Source organism: Mycobacterium liflandii, from assembly GCF_022354805.1.
Classification (GTDB): Bacteria; Actinomycetota; Actinomycetes; order Mycobacteriales; family Mycobacteriaceae; genus Mycobacterium; species Mycobacterium marinum.
This window is the reverse complement of sequence record NZ_CP023138.1, coordinates 1,112,923-1,132,689: the sequence shown is the minus strand read 5'-3', so window position 1 is coordinate 1,132,689 and position 19,767 is coordinate 1,112,923. Positions and strand designations below refer to the sequence as shown.

Genomic DNA, 19,767 nt, shown 5'->3' with positions numbered 1-19,767 from the left:
ACAGCGCGAAGTCCACCAACCCCGAAGCGCCCTAGCCACTTGAGGGTTCGCCCAGGGCTCCGGCGTTGTTGATTAGCAGGCTTGTGAGCTGGGTTGATGATCTTTGGTGCCGCGCTATTGGGGCCGGAGTGTAGGCACGGGCTATCTGGAGAACGATCGAGTTGGTTACTGTTCGTCGTTGGTCTGGAGTTGCCCGTGCCTACCGTTTCAGTATTGCCTGTGTCGTCGGTTCCAGAGGTGTTCGACCGCTGGAGTCCTGGTGAGCGTAGCGAGCTCATCGGATCGGAGTTTCTCGATGTGTTGGTCTCGGTGCCGGACCCGAGGGACCCACGCGGTCGGAGGTATTCGCTGATGGCTTTGTTGGCGATCGGGGTTCTGGCCACTGCCGCGGGGATGCGCGGCTATGCTGGTTTTGCCACATGGGCGGCCACCGCTCCCGATGATGTGTTGGCCTAATTAGGGGTCCGGTTCCGGCGGCCCAGTGAGAAGACCTTCCGCGCTGTTTTGTCTCGGCTAGACCCCGCCGACCTCAACGCCAGGATGGGCAGTTATTTCACTGCACACGTGGCCAGCAGCGACCCCAGTGGATTGGTGCCGATCGCGTTGGACGGCAAGATGCTGCGTGGTGCTTTACGCGCCAAAGCGACAGCCACGCATCTCGTGTCGGTGTTCGCCCACCGTGCCCGATTGGTGCTCGGTCAACTCGCTGTCGCCGAGAAAAGCAATGAAATTCCCTGCGTACGTGCCCTGCTCACGCTGCTGCCGGGTAGCTTGCGGTGGCTGGTCACCGTGGATGCGATGCATACCCAGGTCGTCACCGCGAAGTTGATCTGCGCCACCTTGAAGTCGCACTACCTGATGATCGTCAAGTCCAACCAAGCCAAAATACTTGCGCGTATCACCGCGCTGCCCTGGGCCGAGGTGCCCGCAGCCGCTACCGACGACTCCCGCGGCCACGGCCGTGTCGAGACCCGCACCCTGCAAATCATCACCGCTGCACGAGGAATCGGCTTCTCCTACGCAAAACAAATCATCCGGATCACTCGTGAACGCTTGATCACCGCCACCGACCAGCGCAGCGTGGAGGTGGTCTATGCCATCTGCAGCCTGCCGTTCGAGCACGCCCGCCCTACCGCGATCATGACCTGGATGCGTCAACACTGGGGAATCGAGAACAGCCTGCACTGGATACGCGACGTCACCTTCGACGAAGACCGTCAAAGGGCACATACCGGAAACGGCGCACAGGTCCTAGCAACGCTACGCAACACCGCGATCAATCTGCACCGCCTCAACGGCGCCGACAACATCGCCGAAGCCTGCCGGATCACCGCTTTGACCGCCAACCGCCGCCTAGACCTCCTCAATCCACAATTCCCCAGCTCACAAGCCTGCTAATCAACAACGCCGGAGCCCTGAGGGTTCGCCGAGCTTGACCAGCGTCTTGCCGATATTTGCCCCGGTAAACAATCCGTTAAGCGCATCTACGCAGGAGTCAATACCTTCGTAAACGGTCTGCCGGTGCTTGAGACGCCCCTCGGCCTCCCATTTGCGCAGGTTGGCGAAGGCCTCGTCGAAACGGCCCCATTGATCGAGCACGTTGAACCCCTGCATCAACGCGGTCTTGGATAGCAGGTTGACGTAGTTGGCCGGCCCCGGATGTTCACCGGTCAGATAGCTAGAGATAACCCCGCACAGCACAACTCGGGCCTTGGGAGCGAGCCGGCCCAGCACCGCGTCGAGGATCGGGCCGCCGACGTTGTCGAAATAGACATCGACGCGCCGGGGGCAGTGCGCTTTGAGCGCCGCGTCCAAGTCGTCGTTCTTGTAGTCGATGCACGCGTCGAAACCGAAGTTCTCGACCACCGCCCGGCATTTCTCCCGCCCACCGGCAATGCCCACCACTCGGGCGCCGGCGATCTTGGCGATCTGCCCGGCGATCGACCCGGTGGCGCCGGCCGCGTCGGAGACCACCACGGTCTCCCCCGGCTGCGGCCGGCCGATGTCGGTCATGCCGAAGTAGGCGGTGGCGCCGGTGGGGCCGTACACCGACATGATCGCCAACTGGTCATCCTCGCCCGGAATCGGCGTGCTGAACACGTCGTCGCGGATGATCACGTACTCCTGAAACCCCGTCAGCGTGGTCACCACGTCGCCGACGGCGTTAGCGTCGCAACGTGATTCGACCACTTCACCGATCCCGGCGGCCCGGATCACCTCACCCAAGCGCACCGACGGCAGGTAGCCGGGCTGGTCATCGAGCCAGGTCCGTGCGGCGGCATCGATACCGACGTAGGTGGTACGCAGGAGCGCCTCACCGTCGGCCGGTTCGGGTGCCGGCATGGTGACCAGCATCGTGTCTCCGGGTTGGACTAGGCCGCTGGGGCGACGACGCAACACGATCTGACTGTTCAGCAAGTCCGACACATACCGAAACTCCCCAAGGAAGAGGCCCTATTCGGCACGAATCCGGTGTGGGAGCATCTGTGCATGAATCCAGAGGATGACCCCGAAGCTCGGATCCGCCAGCTCGAGCAACCGCTGGCCGATGCGGCGCGCGCATCCGAACTGGGCAGCTCACAGCCGGCCGGCGAGTCTGCCTACCAGAACTACCAGGGTTATCCGGGTTACCAGCCGCCGCCGGGCTCGGTGCCACCGTCACCACCGCCTTATGGCTATCAGCCGGCCTTCCCCGGGGCCACGCCGCGTTCGTCCTCGGGCAACCGGGCGTTCTGGATAATTGCCGCCGTTTTTGTCGTCGGCATCCTGGGGCGGTGGCAGCGGTCGCCCTGTTCGCGGTAAACCGGGTTTCCGAACCGTTCACAACTTTGTCGCCCGGCACCACGGTGATCTCTACCCCACCGGGGCCGATGTCCCCGGGGAACAAGACCCAAACCCCGACCGCCGGGCCATCGACGTCGGCCGGGCCGCCCGCGGGCAGCACGATCAGCGTTGTGGGTGTCAACCAGAGCCAGACGATTACCTGCAATGACAACATCGTCAATGTCAGCGGAATGTCCAACACGGTCACCATCACCGGCCACTGCGCCAGCGTTTCGGTGTCTGGGCTGCAGAACACGGTCACCGTCGAGACCGCCGACCGCATCACGGCCTCGGGACTCAACAACAAGGTGACCTACCAGTCGGGCTCACCCAAGATCAGCAAGTCCGGCAGCGGGAATGTCATCGAACAAGGCTGACCAGCGCGGCACCCGCATCTCGCGGGCCGGCACCGGCGCGGGACCGACTACTCGGGCTCGCCGGACGAGTCGTCCAGGACGCTGACCGCGATGCCGTACGGCAAGAAGCGGACCTTGCGCCTGGAATCGGTGTTGTCCTTGTTCGCCCGCAACGCGTCCAGTTCGGTCGCATAGACCTGTTCGACGCGGGCACCGCCATCGGCATCCACCGTGTAGATGGCCCACACGCCGTCGCAGGCTTCGCCCGCGGTTTCCGGCGCGGGGCGCCGGCGATGCCCGAGATCTTCGAAGATCATCGACCACGCGGGCCGGTCACCCGGGCCGGAGACGAACCTGCCGATTCGCTCGAACGCGTCGCGCAGCCCCTCACTTCCCTCCCTGATCACCCGATCGAAGTCGTCGGGATCAAATCCGAAACCACCGTTGTCGCCCACACCATCTCCTCGCGGTTCATGCCCTTGATGCCCAGTCTGCGCGCACCCAAGCCGATGCGCCACGTGCCTACGGCCCGGGTTCGGGCGGTGGCGGCTCGACCGGCGCCGGCTCCGGCGGCGGTGCTGGGGGTGGGGGCGGGTTGATCGGAATGGGAATCGATACGAACGGCAGGTGCAGGTACATCGTCATCGGGGCTTGGGTAGGCACCGGTGGGGCCGGGGCGGGTTCGGGCACCGCGACCGGCGGCGGCACTTCCGGGGCCGGGGCCTGCACCGGGGTCAGTGCCGGAGCCTGCGGGGCCGGAGTCCGCCGGGGCTGCGTCGCGGGCGCAATGTATTGCGGCGGCGGCTTGACCACCGTTGGGCGCGGCGCCCGCACCACCGGGGGTGGCTGTACCACCGACGGCGGGGCGGCCACCGGAACCGGGGACGCTGCCGGCGCCGGACCAGGGGCGGGCACCTGCGCGGGCGCCTTGGCCGGCACCGGAGTCGCCGTCTTCGGCGGAGCCGCCGGCGACGCTGGGGTCAGAACCCCTTCTCGCGGGCTTGGCTGGGTGGCCGCAGCGGGACGGACGTCCGAGGTGAGCGTCACCACCATCAGCCCGGCGGCAAAGGCGGCAATCCCCAGCATCGCGCTACCGGCCAGCACCAGCGGCCGGCGCCGGCCCTCGACGGCGTCTTCGCCGTCATCGGCGAGGGCACTGTAGGCCAGCGCGCCGGCGCCGCGGTCCGCGTTGGCGCAGACGTCGAGGTAGCTGGGGGCGAGCGCACGAGGATTCACCTCGCCGGTGCCCGGATCCAGCGCGTAGGCCAGCGCCGAGGTGGACGAGGCGAACAGCGGCGCATTGGCCGACGCCAGCGCCGCTCCCCGGGCCAGCGCCATGTCCGGCTCCTCGGGAACGCTCACCACCAGCGACGTCGCCGCCTCCAGCACGGGCTTGAGCGCGACGATGTCGACCCCACAGCCGACGACGAACACGCCCTCGGCCACCGACTGCGCGGTCGCCAGCCCGCCCACCAGCGAAGTCAGATCGGCCGCCGTGGATTCGGCACCCAACGACCTGCGGTGCAGGTCGACGATCGAGCCGTCGCCGATGTCAACTACGGCCAGCGTCGCGCTGTCGGCCTCGACGAACAGCATCGCGATGTATTCGTAGTCGAGCGCGCAGCCAACCGTTTGGGCCAGCGCGGCGGCGGCCAGCAGGGGCGAGACCAGCATGACGCTGCCGGCATCATGTCCGGCGAGTTCGGCACGCAGGGCCGCGACGTCGGTGGGGTCTGTCCAGGTCACGCCCGCCGACATCAGCCGGTAGCCGCCTTCGATCGCACCCTCGCGGGTGCCGATCAACGCGGCCACCGCGGCAGCGGGTGCGCCTTGCGAGCGGTCGGCCGTGTCGAGCTCGAACGTGTCTTCCTCGACCGTCACCCCGTCCGCATCAATGCCTTCGACCAGCACCAAGCGAACCGCACCGGGCTCCATCGATACCCCAAGCACGATGTCCATAGCCCCTCCAAGCCGGGTGATAGCTAGCCATGGAGTCTGGGGCGGACGAGCGCACCGCGCGGGCCGCCGTCGACAGTCTTCGCGCCGCAATGCGGGTGCGACGAGTTACATCCGGATCAGCTGGCGCGTATGCAGTTTTGCCAGCTCAAACACTACTCGCCCGGGCCAGGGCGCGGACCGATTCTGATCAAGCTCAAATCGGCCGGCGCTGCGGTGCTAGCTCAGGGGGTGCCGGGGCTCATGAAGGGGTTCTGCGGGCCGGGGTTCTGCGAGACGGGACTCGGCGGCGCCTGACTGGCCGGCACCCGGATGGGTATCGGGATCGGCAACAGCGGGACATGCAACCACTCCGTGGTCATCTTGACCGTCGAGGTGGTGCTCGGCGGCGCGGTCGTGGTTGGGGGCGCCGTCGTGGTCGGCGGCGGCGTGGTCGTCGGGGTGGTCGTCGCGGCGGTGGTGGGCGGCACCGTCGTCTTGGTGGTCGTCACCGGGGGCGCCACCGTGGTTGTCGCCGTTGCGACCGGACGCGGCGGCGGCGGCGCGACACTGGTGGGAGCGGGCGCGGCGCTGGGCGCCCGCGCGGCGCTGGCGGGCGGTGGGACAAAGCTTGGCTCCAGCGCCTTGGGCGGCGCGGAGCTCGCGGCAATGGATCGAGATGGCGCCGGTAGCGGCCCCACACTGGGCACTACCGGACTCTGGCGGCGCTCGATGGCCGTCAACGTGAATGCCACGCCCCCGATCGCGGTCATCGCCACCACGGCCGAGAGTCCGATCAGCACCTGGGACACCCGAAATCTCCGCCACGCCGATTCTTTGAGCGGTTCGATCATGTTCAACCGCATCGACCAGCAGGGGCCCTCTTCGCTGTAGGAATCGCCCTCGAATCGCACCAGCCCTTCACTGGGAAAGTCGGTCTGTGACCAGGCCAATTCGCGATCGGTCAGGGCGTCCTGGTCGATCACCATGACGTCACCGGCCGGCGGCTCGATCACTGTCGTTGCGGCGGTAGCCGCCGAAGCCGCCGGCAAACCGATCGACGTTCGGGTGCGGAAGTCGAGTTCCTTGCCGCGGGCGGCCAGCGCCAGCGCACCGTTTGCCGCCGCGCACGCCGGTTCCGGCACGGCCAGCACGGGTAGCCTGGTATGGACGGAAAGACGTTGTGTGACAAGCGGAATACTGGCGCCGCCGCCAACGGTGACCACCGCCGAGAGATCGGCCCAGCTGGCGTTGTTACGGGCGAGCAGGTCATCGAACGCATAGACGAAACCGGTGAGCTGATCCTGGATCAGGTCTTCTAGCTGATCTCGCGTGACCTCAATGGTCGCCGCGGATCCGGCGAGATCGACGGCCAATTCCGTTACCGCGTCGATGGACAACCGCTCTTTGGCCGCACGACACTGCTCTCTGAGCAGGCCGAGTTGACTGGCCGCGGCGGTCCCGGCCTGGTCGACGCCGTTGGGGCCAAGTTCCTCGATGACGTGCAGCATCAACGCCTGGTCGATCTGATTGCCCGAGAAGTCCTCGTAACGCATTGTGGCGCAGACGGGCTCGAAATCCGACTTGGCCTCCATCAGCGTGACGTAGGAGGCCGAGGCACCGAAATCCAGCAGGCCCACGACCCCATCGGCCGGAATACCCAGTTCCGAGTTCGCCGCCGCCATCGCCGCCACCGCATCCGGGACCAGCCGAGGCGCCATGCCACTGCGGACAAAGCCGACGTGTGTCCGCAAGCCGTTACGCAGCGCCTGTACCGCTGTCGGTTTCCAGTGCGCCGGAACAGCAATCACAATTTCGGAGGAACTCGAATCAGCCCCGGCGGCAACAACCATCGCGTCCAGCGCCTCGACCATCAGAAGATCCGGATCATGAGCCGATCCGTCCGGAGACACCAATGCGACCGAGTCACCGATGCGCTCGACAAAGCCGCTCATGAAGGTGCCGGGCTGGTCCAGGCTCGGGTTCTCGCCGAGCACACCAATTTTCGGGGCGCAGTGCGGGTACAGTGTGAGCACGGCACGGCGAATAACGGCAGGCTTACCGTTAGACGCCGCAACCAAGTTCATGGTCCCGATCGACAACCCCAGCGGGTCGTACATATGAGAATACTTTCGTCGAAAGGGTCGGTGGCCAGCGTTAACCATAGTCGTGAACGGGCCGTATATAGTTCCTTGCCAATCTGATTGGTATGCGCTCAAGGCCGTGTCGTCATCAAAAAGGTATAAACGCCACCTTGACAGGCGGTGCCAAATCAGACCACGGTGAGGGGCAGCGAACGCCTGGGCTGGAACTGAAACTGTGCACCATGACTTACCTTGGCTACCAACACCTCCGGCAGCTCGTCGGCCGGTTTTTCGGTTCGCACCAGCTCAGCAGTCCAGTCGGTGTCCGTCCCGGCCACCCGAACCTCGAGGTGGGGTTCGACGGCGGTCGCGATCGCCTGCAGCGGCTGCACGGATTCCGGCGTGCACAGCGAAATCCATGCCCCGTCGTCGTGGGCCGGCGAGCGATGAACCAGCAGTCGGTCCGCAACCGTCTCGGCCACAACGTAGCCAGCGGGATTGAACAGTGGATGCAGTTCGAACACCCGCAGCACCCCTTCGGCGCCGCCGGGTAGTCCCAGCGCCCGTTGAATGCGTTCGGCGGCCAAACCGGCCACTCCGGTCAACTGGCGGGTGCCCACGGATACGGCCAGTTCGGCGTCCGCCCCGGCCCGTTCGCGCACCGCGATGCCGAACGACAGGTTGAGCAGGTGCATCTGCAGACACACTTCCTCCGCCATCCGCACCAGCGCGGAGTGCGAGAAGTCGGTGAAGTCCAGATCGGACAGGAGCGCACCCGAGTAGTCCGCCAGCCCCTCCTCGGAGGGATCGATCGCAGCTAATTTCCAAGCGGCGGCCTTGGTTTCACGGACCACGTCCAGCGCCGGAATTCCCTTGACCTCGGGATAGGCCTCGTCGATGATGACCGTCCAGGCACAGTGCGGATGCCGGTCCGCTGGGCTACGGGGCGGGCGGTGAATCGGACGCACCTGGGCGCGTGGGTTGGTTGCGATCGCGGTCGCATCGAACGTCGGGTCCTCGATGGTGTGACACATCCCGAAGACGTACTCATCGCCCATTGGTTCGACGTCGAGCAGGGCGCCGCAATGGTCCAGGTGGAATTCACCGTGCCAGCGATCATGGAGCCCATAGCGGAAGTCCATGAACTGCGGCGGAGCGCCGATGTCCAGCTGGAGGCCTTTGAAGATGGTGGGCACGTCGGTGCCCTCGAAGTTGAGCGCCCGCTGCATGCGCTTGGTGTAGATCGGGCTGGCACCCGCCCATTCTTCGATGGCGATCTGCAGCATCTCCTCGCGGCCGAACGCCTGAATGCACCAAGCCATCCCCGAACGGTCGATCAACTGGCCGATCAGCAGCAGCTCAGGTACCAGGATTGCCAGCTCGCTGCGGGACAACCCCGCGTACCGGGATTGGCTCATACTCCCAAGGTAAGCCACCGCGGGTCGAGTTCAAAGACGCGGGGCGCGCCGGGCAGCAGTTGTGCTGCAATGGCGTGATGAGCCGAAACGATGTCTCGCCCGATGTCACCGCCGACATTGCGGCGATCCAACAGGTCAAATACCGCTACCTGCGCGCGCTGGACACCAAGCATTGGGACGAATTCGCCGACACCCTGACCGAAGATGTCGTCGGCGACTACGGGTCGTCGGTCGGCACCGAGCTGCACTTCACCAACCGCACCGACTTGGTGGACTACATGCGCTCAGCACTGGGCCCCACCATCATCACCGAACATCGGGTTACCCATCCGGAAATCACCGTCACCGGCGATACGGCGACCGGCCGCTGGTATTTGCAGGACCGGGTGATCGTCGCCGAAGCCAATTTCATGCTCATCGGTGCGGCGTTCTACCGCGACCAGTACCGGCGCACCGCGGCCGGCTGGCGGATCAGCGCCACCGGCTACGACCGCACCTACGAGGCGACGATGTCATTGGCCAATATCGGCTTTCAGGTGAAACCCGGTCGCGCTCTTGCCGATTGATCTGAGGGTCACTTGGCGATTGCGATCACCGCGCCGGGACGCAGCCAGCGGATGATCTGCACCAGCGTGGCATCGTCGATCGCCACGCACCCGGCGGTGGGGCCGCCGTCGGTGGTGTGAAAGAAGAACGCCGAGCCGCCCCCGGGAACTTTGTTCTTGTTGACGCCCATCACCACCGAGTGCTTGTACTGCGGAATCTGCAGGTTTTCGCTCGCGGACGTGCTGAACGGACAGTCGGACTTCTTACACACCTGCATGGAGTTGAAGGTGGGGCTGTTGTCGTCGCCGCTCCACCAGTGATTGGGTCCGACTTGGGTATAGGGCAGTCTCCCACCGGGATTCGGGGCAGTGCCGAACGCGGAGTCGAGGCTGTAGACGCCCATCGGGGTTGCCGGATAGCCGCTCTTGGCCTTCGGCGCCATCCCCGCCGAACCGACATGGGTGGTGATCCCGGCCTTGAGCGGCTGCCAGCCGGCGGTGGTGCGCTGATAGATATCCATCTTTGCGTTCGAGCCGCCGGTTGAGACCACCGAAACCACCTGGGTGGCGTTGCCGACCGAGTTGGCAAACCAGGGATTACCCGCCGCCGCGGTCACCGGCGCGAGCCCTACCGCCACACCGACGGTGCACACTCCAGCGAACAGAACAGCTACCAGTCGACGCACCGTTTCATCGTCAAGGTTGCCAAACCTGAAGGTCAAGTAAAGGTTTTGTTCCGGTTGGGTCACTGCTCCGAGATCACCCGGCGAAACCCGCAGCGCGGTAAGGCGTTAACCCGCGCTGACCAGCTCGGCCGGCTCCTGCTCAGCTACCGGGACCGGCCGAAGCACCCACAGCCAGAACAAGAAATACACGTAGCCCAGCGCCCAACCGGCGATTACGTCGGAGGGGTGGTGCACGTTCAACGCGACTCGGGATATCCCCACCAACAACACGCTCAGCGCACCCACGACCACTGCCAGGATGCGCATCCAGTGCACCCGGATCATGGGAAGCAGGAAGGTCAACATCGCCAGGACACTGGCCGTGAGCTCCAGGGCGTGCCCCGACGGGAACGAGGCGGAATGCGCAGCGACGAGCTTGGTCACCGGTCGCGGCCGGTCCGCCAGTCCCTTGGCGATCATGGTGACGATCCAGTTCAACGGCACACAGGCCAGTAACAGCAGCGCCATCCGCATCTTGCGCTGCACCAGCGCGATCGTGATCGCCACCAAGCCGACGATCCGCGTGGTGATCGGGCCCAGCACAAACGAGACGGCGAACCAGAAGTTGACCCATCCCGGGTGCTTGACCCCAATGTCATGGGACGCGTTCAACAACGACCAGTCCATGGCGTGCAGCCAGCCCCAGTCCTGGCGATAGCCGATCCACATCAGTGCGTAGACAACGATGGCGGCCAGGGCGAGCAGAAGAGGCAAAGTCATTCGTGGGCGGGTCATGCTCAACGGATACCAGCATCGATGCAGCGCCGCGAAAACGGGCCCATACTGGCGGCATGGCGGTGATCATTCGGCGGCTGTTCGGCATCGGCAAGCTCAGCGAGGATTTTCGGGCTCAGGTCGAGGCCGAAGGGCTCATCTACCTCGAGGAGTATGTTCCGGTCACCAGGCGATTTACCGGAACCATCCCGAGCGTACGGGCCTCGCACAGCGTCGCGAGCTATCCGGGCGCCTTGGCGTTCACCCAGGAGCGGGTACTGGGCACCCTCTCCTCGCTGCCCAAGCTAGCCGGCCGGGCCATCGACGTGCGCTGGGACGCACCCCACAGCGGTGCGGCGACGGCCGAGATCTCGTCGACGGGGGTGCAGGTCGATATCGATGTCGCCAAGGTCGACCCGCGGTTTCACGGCGACCTCTCGCTGCACTTCAAAGCGGACATCCCCGAGGACGTGCTGGCGCGGCTGCCGCTGCGTTCACTCGCCTTCGACGTGCCGCCGGAGTACGTCTTCCGCGCGGTCGGGGTTACCTACAGTCCCTGATGGTGATGTCGGGCCACGGCGGACGCCGCAGCACCGCGAGACTGCCGATCACCGCCGCGAACAGGCCGGTAAGCACTCCGACCAGCGCGATGCGGTTCGCATCGACGGCAGGCACCCATTTCGCGTCGCCGCCGTGGATGACGAACACGCCGATCGGGACGGCAGCCAGGCCGTAGGGCTGCCCGGAGTCGGCGTCCGGGCCGCGGCGGAGCCGGCCGCGGCCTTCCTGGATCTTGGCCACCGGAATCACCGTCGCACCGTCGGGGGTGACGTGTGGCTCGCCATAGACACGTCTGACCGCCGGGTCGGCGGGCAGGTCGTCGAAAACATCGGGAACCTTCACGGGCCACCCTTTCGTTTGTCTGCCTTCGCAATGCTCGTCTTAGTGTTCGTACTCTTCCTAGTCTTCACATTTCTACGATGGCTGTGTGACTGACTACGCATTCACCGCCCAAGAACGGCAAGCGGTGTATCGCGTGATCACCGAGCGGCGGGACATGCGCCACTTCGTCCCGGGCGCCGTGGTGCCCGAGGACGTGCTGACACGCCTATTGCATGCCGCGCACGCCGCACCCAACGTGGGCCTGATGCAGCCCTGGCGGTTCATCCGGATCACCGACACGGGGCTGCGCAGACGCATCCACACCCTGGTCGACGAGGAACGGGCGCTGACCGCCGGGGCGCTGGGCGAGCGGGCCGATGAATTTCTCGCACTGAAAGTCGAAGGCATTCTCGAGTGCGCGGAGCTGATGGTGGTGGCCCTGCGCGACGGGCGCGACGGGCACATCTTCGGACGGCGAACGCTGCCGCAGATGGATCTCGCCTCGGTGTCCTGCGCGATCCAGAATCTGTGGCTGGCCGCCCGCGCCGAAGGCCTGGGCATGGGTTGGGTGTCGCTGTTCGACCCGCATCGGTTGGCGGATCTGTTGCGGATGCCCGACGGGGCCGAACCGGTGGCAGTCTTGTGCCTGGGCCCGGTGCCCGAGTTTCCGCAGCAGCCGGCGTTGGAGCTGGACGGATGGGCCGTTGCGCGGCCACTGCCGGAGTTCGTTTCGGAAAACCGGTGGGACCAGCCGTGACCTTCGGCGCATCCGCTGCACCCGGTATCGTCGCCGCCGCGAGCGCGCTGAAGGGGTGAGGCCAAGATGACGGGTGCGGGCAGCGGCAGCAACGACGGCGGGCAAAATGTGCTGATCGTGCACTGGCACGATCTGGGGCGCTACCTGGGCGCCTACGGCCACCGCGATGTCGACAGCCCGCGGTTGGACCGGCTCGCCGGCGAGGCAATCCTGTTCACCCGCGCGCACGCCACCGCCCCGCTGTGCTCGCCATCGCGCGGCTCGCTGTTCACCGGCCGCTACCCGCAGAGCAATGGCCTGGTAGGTCTGGCCCATCACGGCTGGGAGTACCGCTCCGGTGTCCGGACCCTGCCCCAGTTGCTCGGTGAACATGGCTGGCATTCAGCGCTTTTCGGGATGCAACACGAGACTTCGCAGCCGAGTCGACTGGGCTTTGATGAGCTGGACGTCTCGAGTTCCTACTGCGACTACATGGTGGACAAAGTGCAGAACTGGCTGCATGAGGGCGTCGCAGCCCTTGCCGGGCAGCCGTTTCTGCTCACCGCCGGGTTCTTCGAAACTCACCGCCCCTACCCGCACGAACGCTACGAGCCCGCGGACAGCTCGACCGTCGACCTGCCCGACTACCTGCCCGACACCCCCGAAGTGCGTCAGGATCTTGCGGATTTCTATGGCGCCATCACCACCGCGGACGCGGCCGTCGGCCGCATCCTGGACACGCTCGAACAGACCGGGCTGGACGCCAGCACCTGGGTGGTGTTCCTGACCGATCACGGCCCGGCCTTTCCCCGCGCCAAGTCGACGCTGTATGACGCCGGTACCGGCATTGCAATGATCGTCCGTCCGCCCAAGCGCCTGGCGGTGCCACCTCGGGTCTATGACGAATTGTTCAGCGGGGTCGACCTGCTACCAACCCTGCTGAGCCTGTTGGGAATCGACATTCCCGCCGATGTCGAAGGCCTCTCCCACGCGCACGCGCTGATCTCGCCTGAGGCCGACGCGGATGGCCGGCCGGTTCGTGAGCATGTCTACGCCATGAAGACCTACCACGACTCGTTCGATCCCATTCGGGCTATCCGCACCAAGGAATACAGCTACATCGAGAACTACGTCTCGCGGCCAATGCTGGATTTGCCCAAGGACATCGAGGAAAGCCCGTCCGGGCTGGCGGTCGCACCCCTGGTTTCGTCACCGCGTCCGGCGCAAGAATTGTATGACCTGCGCAGCGACCCCACCGAGACCGCCAACCTGCTGGCCGGCGAGGGCGCCGCGTCCGCGGATCCTGTCGCGGCCGAACTGGCGGCGCTCCTCAACGATTGGCGCCAGAGCACCGGGGACGTGATCCCTTCGGATTTCGCCGGTTCCCACATCGCGGCGCGCTATACCGAAACCTACCTGAAGAGCCATCAGCCGACGCCACGCGAGGACTCGTCAGCCGCGGCGGACCGTGACATCGAAGGTTAAGTCGCACAGGACAATAACTAGGAAACGTCAGCGGAGCGGCGGGCGCCACCCACCTCGGCCACGATGAACAACCGCCGGAAGGGGAACATGGTCGTGCCATCGGACCGCGGCGGATAGGCGTCATCCAACAGCGGAATCAGTTCTTGGCGGAACTGTTCCCAGCTCACGTCGTCGAGCCGTTCCCGCACCGGAACCATCGCAGTGCCGGTAATCCATTCCAGCACCGGATTCTTGCCGGTGAGCTGGTGCAGATAAGTCGTCTCCCAGGCATCGACCTTACATCCGGCGTCCATCAACAAACCTGCGTAGCTTGCCGGTGAGCCGACCACGGCACCAACCCGAAATGGTATGTCGCGCATCAGTTTTGCATAGGGTTCGCGGCGGGCCAGCGCACGCACCACAGCATGCGATGGTGTTTCGAAGTTCCCCGGAACCTGAACCGCGATCCACGATCCGTGCGGCAGCTCCGTTGCCCACTGGACCATCAGGTCGGCGTGTTCGGGCACCCAGTGCAACGCGGCGCTGCTGATCACCACATCGGTGTCAGGCTTCGGCTTCCACGTGCGCAAGTCGCCTGTAGTGGCATCGATTCCACGTTCCCGGGCGGCCGCGACCATCTGCGGCGAACTGTCCCACGCTTCGATGATCGCCTCGGGCCAGCGTCGCGCCAGGTATCGGGTCAAGTTGCCCGGCCCGCAGCCGAGGTCGACCACTCGGCGCGCCCGTTTGGCACCTATCCGCGAGACCAGGTCATAGAACGGGCGGCCGCGATGATCCGCAAAGGCTAGGTAGACGTCGGGATCCCACATATCGGTCCTCCTGATCAACACCGTCGCCAGATGGGTGCCATAGGACAAACCTACTTACCGAAAACGCCCCTAACACGCACCCAAACCCACGCAGAAATTGACGATACTGTCGGAACAACCCACGCTCTGGGCTATCGACGCGATAGCATCGACGGGATGTCGGAGATTTCGGAGACGTCCGGGACTTCTGAGACCGATCCCATTGATCCGCCGGTCCCGATTCCCGATGTGCCCGGCGGGGAAGCCGGTGCCGAAGGCCTGCCCCCACTGTCGGCGCTGTCGCTTCGGCAACGCCTCGTTGTCGAGTCATCGGCAGTCGGCGATATCGCGCTACGCACCTACGCGTCCTCACTGCTGTCCACCACCGTGGCACCCGCCGTGGTCGCTCACGCACTGCGCCGCCTCGACTCCGGTGGTGAGCGGGCAAACCTGAATTTCTATGCCGAGCTCGCGGCCGAACAAGATCCACGCAAGTCATTTGCGGCGCCCACCGAATTGCCCAGGATTTCGGCCCGCCCGGCCAGCCCGCTGGCGGAGTCGATCGCCCGTGGCAGCGTCGACGACATCTCTTTCACCAGCGGCTTTCGCGCGATCAACCCCAACATGCGCCAGCACTGGAGCGCACTGACTTCCAACAACGTCGTACGCGCGCAACACTGGCGCCACGACGACGGGCCACGGCCCACCCTGTGCGTCATTCATGGCTTCATGGGGTCGTCGTACTTGCTCAACGGACTGTTTTTCTCCCTGCCGTGGTATTACCGATCCGGCTATGACGTGCTGTTGTACACGTTGCCTTTTCATGGGAAGCGAGCCGAAAGATTCTCGCCATTTAGCGGTTTCGGATTCTTCGCAAGCGGGTTGAGCGGTTTCGCCGAGTCGATGGCCCAAGCGGTGTACGACTTCCGGTCTATCGTGGACTACCTGCACCACACCGGTGTCACGCGAATAGCACTGACTGGCATATCGCTGGGCGGCTATACCTCCGCGCTGGTGTCGTCGGTCGAAAACCGGCTAGAGGCCGTGATCCCGAACTGTCCGGTCGTCACACCAGCAAAGCTATTCGAGCAATGGTTCCCGGCCAGCAAACTGGTCCGGCTCGGACTGTGCCTGTCCAGCATCAGCCGCGGCGAGCTGGATGCCGGGCTGGCGTTTCACAGCCCGCTGAACTACCGGCCGCAACTACCCAAGCACCGCCGGATGATCATCGCCGGCCTGGGCGATCGGATGGCTCCACCCGATCACGCGGAAACGCTTTGGGAACACTGGGATCGCTGCGCGCTGCACTGGTTTCCCGGCAGTCACGTGCTACACGTGAGTCAGTTGGACTATCTGCGGCGGATGACCGCGTTCCTGGGCGACTTCATGTTCGACTAGCGGTTTCGGTCGGCGCAGCGCGGTGCAACCCGGCACCCGGGGTGGACCACACCAGCCGCATCAGCAGGTTCTCCGGCGCGTCGGCGTATCCGTCGAGCGCACGGGTGGAGGACAGTTCCATGGCCGCAAGCGTGGGCCCATGGTTTCCCCGTTGCGGTATCAGGGTGGCCAACGGTGCTGCGACGGCCGGTTGCTCATCGGTGCGGAATGCGCACGCGGCGGCAACCGAATAATCGGCTCCCGACCGACCGCGCGCGGCGATCTCGATGGCCATCCAGGTTTCCAACGCCGGATGCGACCAGATCTCGGCCAGTGTGTCGGGCAGCGCAGCGTCCACAATCACCCGATATGCGGCCAGATACTCCGAGTCGCCGTGCTGCACGCCCCGCCAGGTCTCGCGGAGAGCGTGATCGGAGTCGGGATCCAGCAGCGACGGCAAGTCCTCGGCCGCGACCAAGCTGACCTCCCAGCCGATCTCGCGCAGGTGATCAGCGAGCCGGCGGGCGGTAACCCGGGCGGTCTCGTGCAACGGGATGCGCGCTGCGCGAGCCTGCAGCGCCGCCAGGTTGGTGGCCGCCGACACCGTCAGTCCGATCCAGGTCTGAGTTTCACCCGACCCGGTGGTGCGGCCGGTGATGCGAATCGCGTCAACGCGGATGCCGTAGCAGTTCAGGTATCGAGCTATTACCGGCAGCGGCAGCACGTCGATGTCGGAGGCGGGCGGCCCGATGCGCAATGTCACCGTCGTGCTGGTGTCGGCTTCGGCCCCTGACTCAGCGGGCCGACGGCGCATCATCGCCACTCGCCGGTGCAGGATGGTTGTCAGGTAAAGCCCGCGCCACCAGGCGAAGAGCACGATCACGACGAAGGCGGCGATGCCGATCAGCCAGTAGTCCCTGCGGGAATGCCAGGGATAGGCCATCACGGCGGGCACCACCGCGAGCAGCGCCAGGGTGATCCGCCCGGAGCCCGGCCGAGGTATGGATCGATCAAAGCTCACGCGCAGTCCTTCCTTCGGCGTCCTTGCGTCGGCGCGCTATTGCCACGGTCGCCGCTACACCCGCAACGAGCACCGTCAAGGCGGCGGCGCCGGCGAACGCCACGTTTCGTGGGGTGGTGTTCCGCGGCTGCGGTGCCGGCGGAACTGACACCGGCTTTGCCGGTGCCACCTGCGGCGCACCCCCGTCGGCGGCGGGCAGCTCCCAGGTCAGCGCCGCCGCTGGGTCCAGAATTCCGGCTCCGACGACGTTGGACGGATCCCTGGCACCGTTGTGTGCCGTGGCGGTGAGGCGATGCATCACCTGCGCCGCGGTCAGTTCGGGATACTTGCTGCGGACCAGTGCGGCGACGCCGGAGACGTAGCCCGCCGCGTAGCTGGTGCCGCTGAGCGGCGTCAGTTGCTGGCGCTGGTTGGGCAGGCCGTTGGCCAGACCACCGCCGCCAGCGTTGCTCACCGAGACGATGTTTTCGCCGGGAGCGGCGATGCCCACCCACGGCCCGGCCATGGTGAACTTCGACGGCTGTCCACCCGCAGTCAACGATGCCACCGACAGCACGTAGGGCTGCCACAGCGACGGGATCGACACCGAGGTGACGCCGGCCCAGTTGCGCGGATCGTCCGGATGGCTCAGGTCGGTCAGCGGATTGGACTCACACGTGCCGCCGCTGCCCGGGCCACCAGCTCCGCTGTTGCCGACGGCGGCCACAATCACCACGTCTTTGTCCACGGCCGCATAGCGGATCGCGGCGCCGAGCGCGGCCTGGTCGACCTGGCGGTCCGCCGGCAGACAGGTGATCGAGGAAATGTTGATCACCCGCGCGCCCCGGTCGGCGGCATGCACAATGGCCCGCCCCAGGGCCGCGACGTCGATCGTCGCTCGCTCCACCGAAGGATCCCCGCCGCTCGAGCGGGCCGAGAACTTGTCCGATGTCACTCTGATGGACAGCAGGCGTGCCGCGGGTGCCACGCCCGAGAAGCCGTCGTTACCGGGCTGGCCGGCGACGATCCCGGCGACCAGGGTGCCACGGCCATCACAGTCGGTCAGCCCGTCCGTCGAATCCACGAAGTCGCCACCGGCATCGACGTTGGGTAGCCGTGGGCCCGGCTGCACGCCGGTGTCCAGGATTGCCACCAGCTGACCTTCACCACGCGAAAACTGCCATGCGGCAGGAAGGTTCAGCATCGCTTGGCTGGCTCCCGGGACGCTGATGTCGGTACCGGGGATCAGCCCCGAGACGCTGCAGGCACCACGTTGCTCCATCGTCTGTACGGGCCCGGGGGTGCCGCTTGGCGGCTGCACCGAGTCATCAACCGCCGGAGGGCTGATCGCCGATACCGGCGGCGCGGCCCACAACGCACCCGTGGTGAAAATGGCCAGAATTGCTGTGAGGCAGGCCGAACCGGCCCGCTTCATCGATTGAGCACCCAGGTGAACAAGCCCACCAGATACGCCATGACCGGGATAAGCGAGGCGTCCAAGCCCGCGGCGAGGAAGCCCAACAGCCGCCGCAGCGGCGGCGAGTAGCTTTCCGGCGACGCGATGACGGGATTCAGTGCGACCACAACCCAGGCCACCGCCAGCACGGCCAGCACCACCAATGCGCCGAAGGCGGCAATGAAGTGGCCGGTCGCGGCGTAGAGCACCAACAGCGTCCCGCCTACCAGATAGGGCTGGGTGAGCAGCCATGCCTTGCAGGCGGCCGAATCCCAAATTCGGGCGCGCAACGTAGCGGTCGCCGCGGTTGCCGCGACCACGTACCAGCCCAGAGCGCTCACCGTGTCCGGGCGCAGCGCGATTGCCACCGACCCCAGCACGCTGAGCAGTACGGCCGCGGCGATGAAACCGCTCTGGTGGGCGTCACTGACCCGCACCCGCCGCGGCAGGTCTTCCAACACTCGCAGCGATGGAGCCGACGGGGTGGGGTCCCCCGGCGCCGGGATCACCGGCAACGGGAAGCGCGCCCACACCGCGGAGAGCTGAGCAGACTGGATGGTGACCAGCAGCGCCGCCACGATCAACCCGCAGCCAATGCTCGACACCGGCAGCTGCCAGAGCAGTTCGGCACCGGCCGCAAGCAACAGCGCGGCCCCGACCACAGCCACGGCGGTGAACAGCGCGACGATGCGCTCACGCTGCTCACCGGGAACCATCAGACAGATCAGCGACCAAGCGGTCACGCCGGCGGCCGCGAGCAGCACCTGCGCGGCACCAAACGATCCGGGCACCGCCAGCGCCAGCGCCGCGCCGACGGGCGCCAACGCGGCGATCGACAATGCGATACCGGTTCGTGGCGAACGGGCGCCCAACAGCAGACCGGCCAACGCCATGGCCACCGCGATCACACTGACGATGAGCAGTCCGGCCAGTGCACCGGTGGCCGCCCGGTAGGCGACCGCCAGCCCGGATCCCGCCAGCGCCACACCGATCAACGCCGCCAGCGCGCCGCGTTGCAGATGCCGGGCGTCCCAGGGCCGCAACCGCGAAGTCGAGAAGATCATGGCCGCGTCGGCGATGTCCTCAACGATTCCCGGCGCGGCCGGACCGGTGGGTACCGGCTGCAGCACGAGCAGATCGCCGTCGACCACCCCGACGGTGTCCAGGCTGGCGTCCAGGCTGAACGGCGCCCCACCGACGGGCGCCAGGCTCAGATGTCCAGCTATGCCCAGGTCGGCCGATCCAGCGTCACCGTCTTCGGCCACCGGAATCACCAACCGCTGTACGGCAGGCAGGATTTCGCGTAGCGGTAACTCCGCGGGCAGCGCAACTTCCGTCAGCCGGCTGTCCGCCAGAATCGCAACGCGGACGATCGGCATGACGGTGCCGGACATCATTGGGCCTTCGAAAGGCGCTGCGGCCGTTGCTGGGACATCATGCTCT

General features: G+C 66.0%; 17 protein-coding genes and 2 pseudogenes. 7 read left to right on the top strand and 12 right to left on the bottom strand.

The annotated features are described in order from the left end of the window. Positions 1 to 195: 195 nt before the first annotated feature. Positions 196 to 1,398, top strand: a pseudogene (locus CKW46_RS05180) (ISAs1-like element IS2404/ISMul1 family transposase). Here CKW46_RS05180 and CKW46_RS05175 read toward each other — a convergent pair. Beyond that, the gene (locus CKW46_RS05175; protein ID WP_117436235.1) at positions 1,399 to 2,427 is read right to left on the bottom strand and encodes an NADP-dependent oxidoreductase; all 1,029 of its coding nucleotides are present in this window, start codon (positions 2,425 to 2,427) and stop codon (positions 1,399 to 1,401) included. It lies immediately after the preceding pseudogene. A gap of 63 nt (positions 2,428 to 2,490) precedes the next feature. Here CKW46_RS05175 and CKW46_RS05170 point away from each other — a divergent pair. Further along, positions 2,491 to 3,200 (top strand): annotated as a pseudogene (locus CKW46_RS05170) (DUF3060 domain-containing protein). 47 nt (positions 3,201 to 3,247) lie between these two features. On the opposite strand, the gene CKW46_RS05165 reads toward CKW46_RS05170, so the two are convergent. The 4 genes from CKW46_RS05165 to CKW46_RS05150 all read right to left on the bottom strand — a co-directional run bounded on the left by CKW46_RS05165 (position 3,248) and on the right by CKW46_RS05150 (position 8,616). Next, positions 3,248 to 3,634: an Rv0313 family protein gene (locus CKW46_RS05165; RefSeq protein WP_482052925.1), complete on the bottom strand. Its 387-nt coding sequence runs from the start codon at positions 3,632 to 3,634 to the stop codon at positions 3,248 to 3,250. 67 nt (positions 3,635 to 3,701) lie between these two features. After that, a complete protein-coding gene (locus CKW46_RS05160) occupies positions 3,702 to 5,138 on the bottom strand; it encodes a DUF7159 family protein (protein ID WP_240274514.1) in 1,437 nt (478 codons plus the stop codon). 221 nt (positions 5,139 to 5,359) lie between these two features. Then, on the bottom strand, positions 5,360 to 7,234 hold the full coding sequence (locus CKW46_RS05155; protein ID WP_482053366.1) for an Hsp70 family protein: 1,875 nt from the start codon (positions 7,232 to 7,234) through the stop codon (positions 5,360 to 5,362). 152 nt (positions 7,235 to 7,386) lie between these two features. Then, complete coding sequence (locus tag CKW46_RS05150) at positions 7,387 to 8,616, bottom strand: hypothetical protein (protein WP_015354294.1); 1,230 nt, start codon at positions 8,614 to 8,616, stop codon at positions 7,387 to 7,389. A gap of 59 nt (positions 8,617 to 8,675) precedes the next feature. Here CKW46_RS05150 and CKW46_RS05145 point away from each other — a divergent pair, with 59 nt between their 5' ends. Next, positions 8,676 to 9,182: a nuclear transport factor 2 family protein gene (locus CKW46_RS05145; protein WP_011739421.1), complete on the top strand. Its 507-nt coding sequence runs from the start codon at positions 8,676 to 8,678 to the stop codon at positions 9,180 to 9,182. Positions 9,183 to 9,190: 8 nt separating this feature from the next. Here the strand turns inward: CKW46_RS05145 and CKW46_RS05140 are convergent, their stop codons facing one another. Together CKW46_RS05140 and CKW46_RS05135 are read right to left on the bottom strand one after the other, a co-directional pair. After that, entirely contained in the window at positions 9,191 to 9,847 is a 657-nt protein-coding gene (locus CKW46_RS05140) for a L,D-transpeptidase family protein (protein ID WP_036426966.1), read from the bottom strand. Between the two features lie 105 nt (positions 9,848 to 9,952). Beyond that, a complete protein-coding gene (locus tag CKW46_RS05135; RefSeq protein WP_011739419.1) occupies positions 9,953 to 10,621 on the bottom strand; it encodes a phosphatase PAP2 family protein in 669 nt (222 codons plus the stop codon). A gap of 56 nt (positions 10,622 to 10,677) precedes the next feature. On the opposite strand from CKW46_RS05135, the gene CKW46_RS05130 reads away from it, so the two are divergent. Beyond that, positions 10,678 to 11,160 (top strand): hypothetical protein, encoded by a 483-nt coding sequence (locus CKW46_RS05130; protein ID WP_482052924.1) that lies wholly within the window; start codon positions 10,678 to 10,680, stop codon positions 11,158 to 11,160. On the opposite strand, the gene CKW46_RS05125 is transcribed toward CKW46_RS05130, so the two are convergent. Further along, positions 11,144 to 11,503 carry a hypothetical protein gene (locus tag CKW46_RS05125; RefSeq protein WP_015354289.1) on the bottom strand — a complete coding sequence of 120 codons (360 nt, stop codon included), beginning with the start codon at positions 11,501 to 11,503 and terminating at the stop codon, positions 11,144 to 11,146. The genes CKW46_RS05130 and CKW46_RS05125 overlap by 17 nt on opposite strands. Positions 11,504 to 11,657: 154 nt before the next feature. On the opposite strand from CKW46_RS05125, the gene bluB reads away from it, so the two are divergent. Then, positions 11,658 to 12,239 (top strand): 5,6-dimethylbenzimidazole synthase, encoded by a 582-nt coding sequence (gene bluB / locus CKW46_RS05120; RefSeq protein ID WP_499019237.1) that lies wholly within the window; start codon positions 11,658 to 11,660, stop codon positions 12,237 to 12,239. Positions 12,240 to 12,305: 66 nt separating this feature from the next. Next, positions 12,306 to 13,703: a sulfatase family protein gene (locus tag CKW46_RS05115; protein WP_482052922.1), complete on the top strand. Its 1,398-nt coding sequence runs from the start codon at positions 12,306 to 12,308 to the stop codon at positions 13,701 to 13,703. Between the two features lie 17 nt (positions 13,704 to 13,720). On the opposite strand, the gene CKW46_RS05110 is transcribed toward CKW46_RS05115, so the two are convergent. Beyond that, entirely contained in the window at positions 13,721 to 14,512 is a 792-nt protein-coding gene (locus CKW46_RS05110) for a trans-aconitate 2-methyltransferase (protein ID WP_015354286.1), read from the bottom strand. 156 nt (positions 14,513 to 14,668) lie between these two features. On the opposite strand from CKW46_RS05110, the gene CKW46_RS05105 reads away from it, so the two are divergent. Next, a complete protein-coding gene (locus CKW46_RS05105; protein ID WP_482052921.1) occupies positions 14,669 to 15,889 on the top strand; it encodes an alpha/beta hydrolase family protein in 1,221 nt (406 codons plus the stop codon). Here the strand turns inward: CKW46_RS05105 and eccE are convergent. The 3 genes from eccE to eccD are packed head-to-tail and all read right to left on the bottom strand — an operon-like array spanning position 15,876 to position 19,718. Then, positions 15,876 to 16,889 carry a type VII secretion protein EccE gene (gene eccE / locus CKW46_RS05100; protein WP_482052920.1) on the bottom strand — a complete coding sequence of 338 codons (1,014 nt, stop codon included), beginning with the start codon at positions 16,887 to 16,889 and terminating at the stop codon, positions 15,876 to 15,878. The genes CKW46_RS05105 and eccE overlap by 14 nt on opposite strands. Then, complete coding sequence (mycP3, locus tag CKW46_RS05095; protein WP_482052919.1) at positions 16,879 to 18,303, bottom strand: type VII secretion system ESX-3 serine protease mycosin MycP3; 1,425 nt, start codon at positions 18,301 to 18,303, stop codon at positions 16,879 to 16,881. The genes eccE and mycP3 overlap by 11 nt, the downstream gene beginning before the upstream one ends. Continuing rightward, entirely contained in the window at positions 18,300 to 19,718 is a 1,419-nt protein-coding gene (gene eccD, locus CKW46_RS05090) for a type VII secretion integral membrane protein EccD (protein ID WP_085981893.1), read from the bottom strand. Before eccD ends, mycP3 begins: the two co-directional genes overlap by 4 nt. Between the last annotated feature and the right edge of the window lie 49 nt (positions 19,719 to 19,767).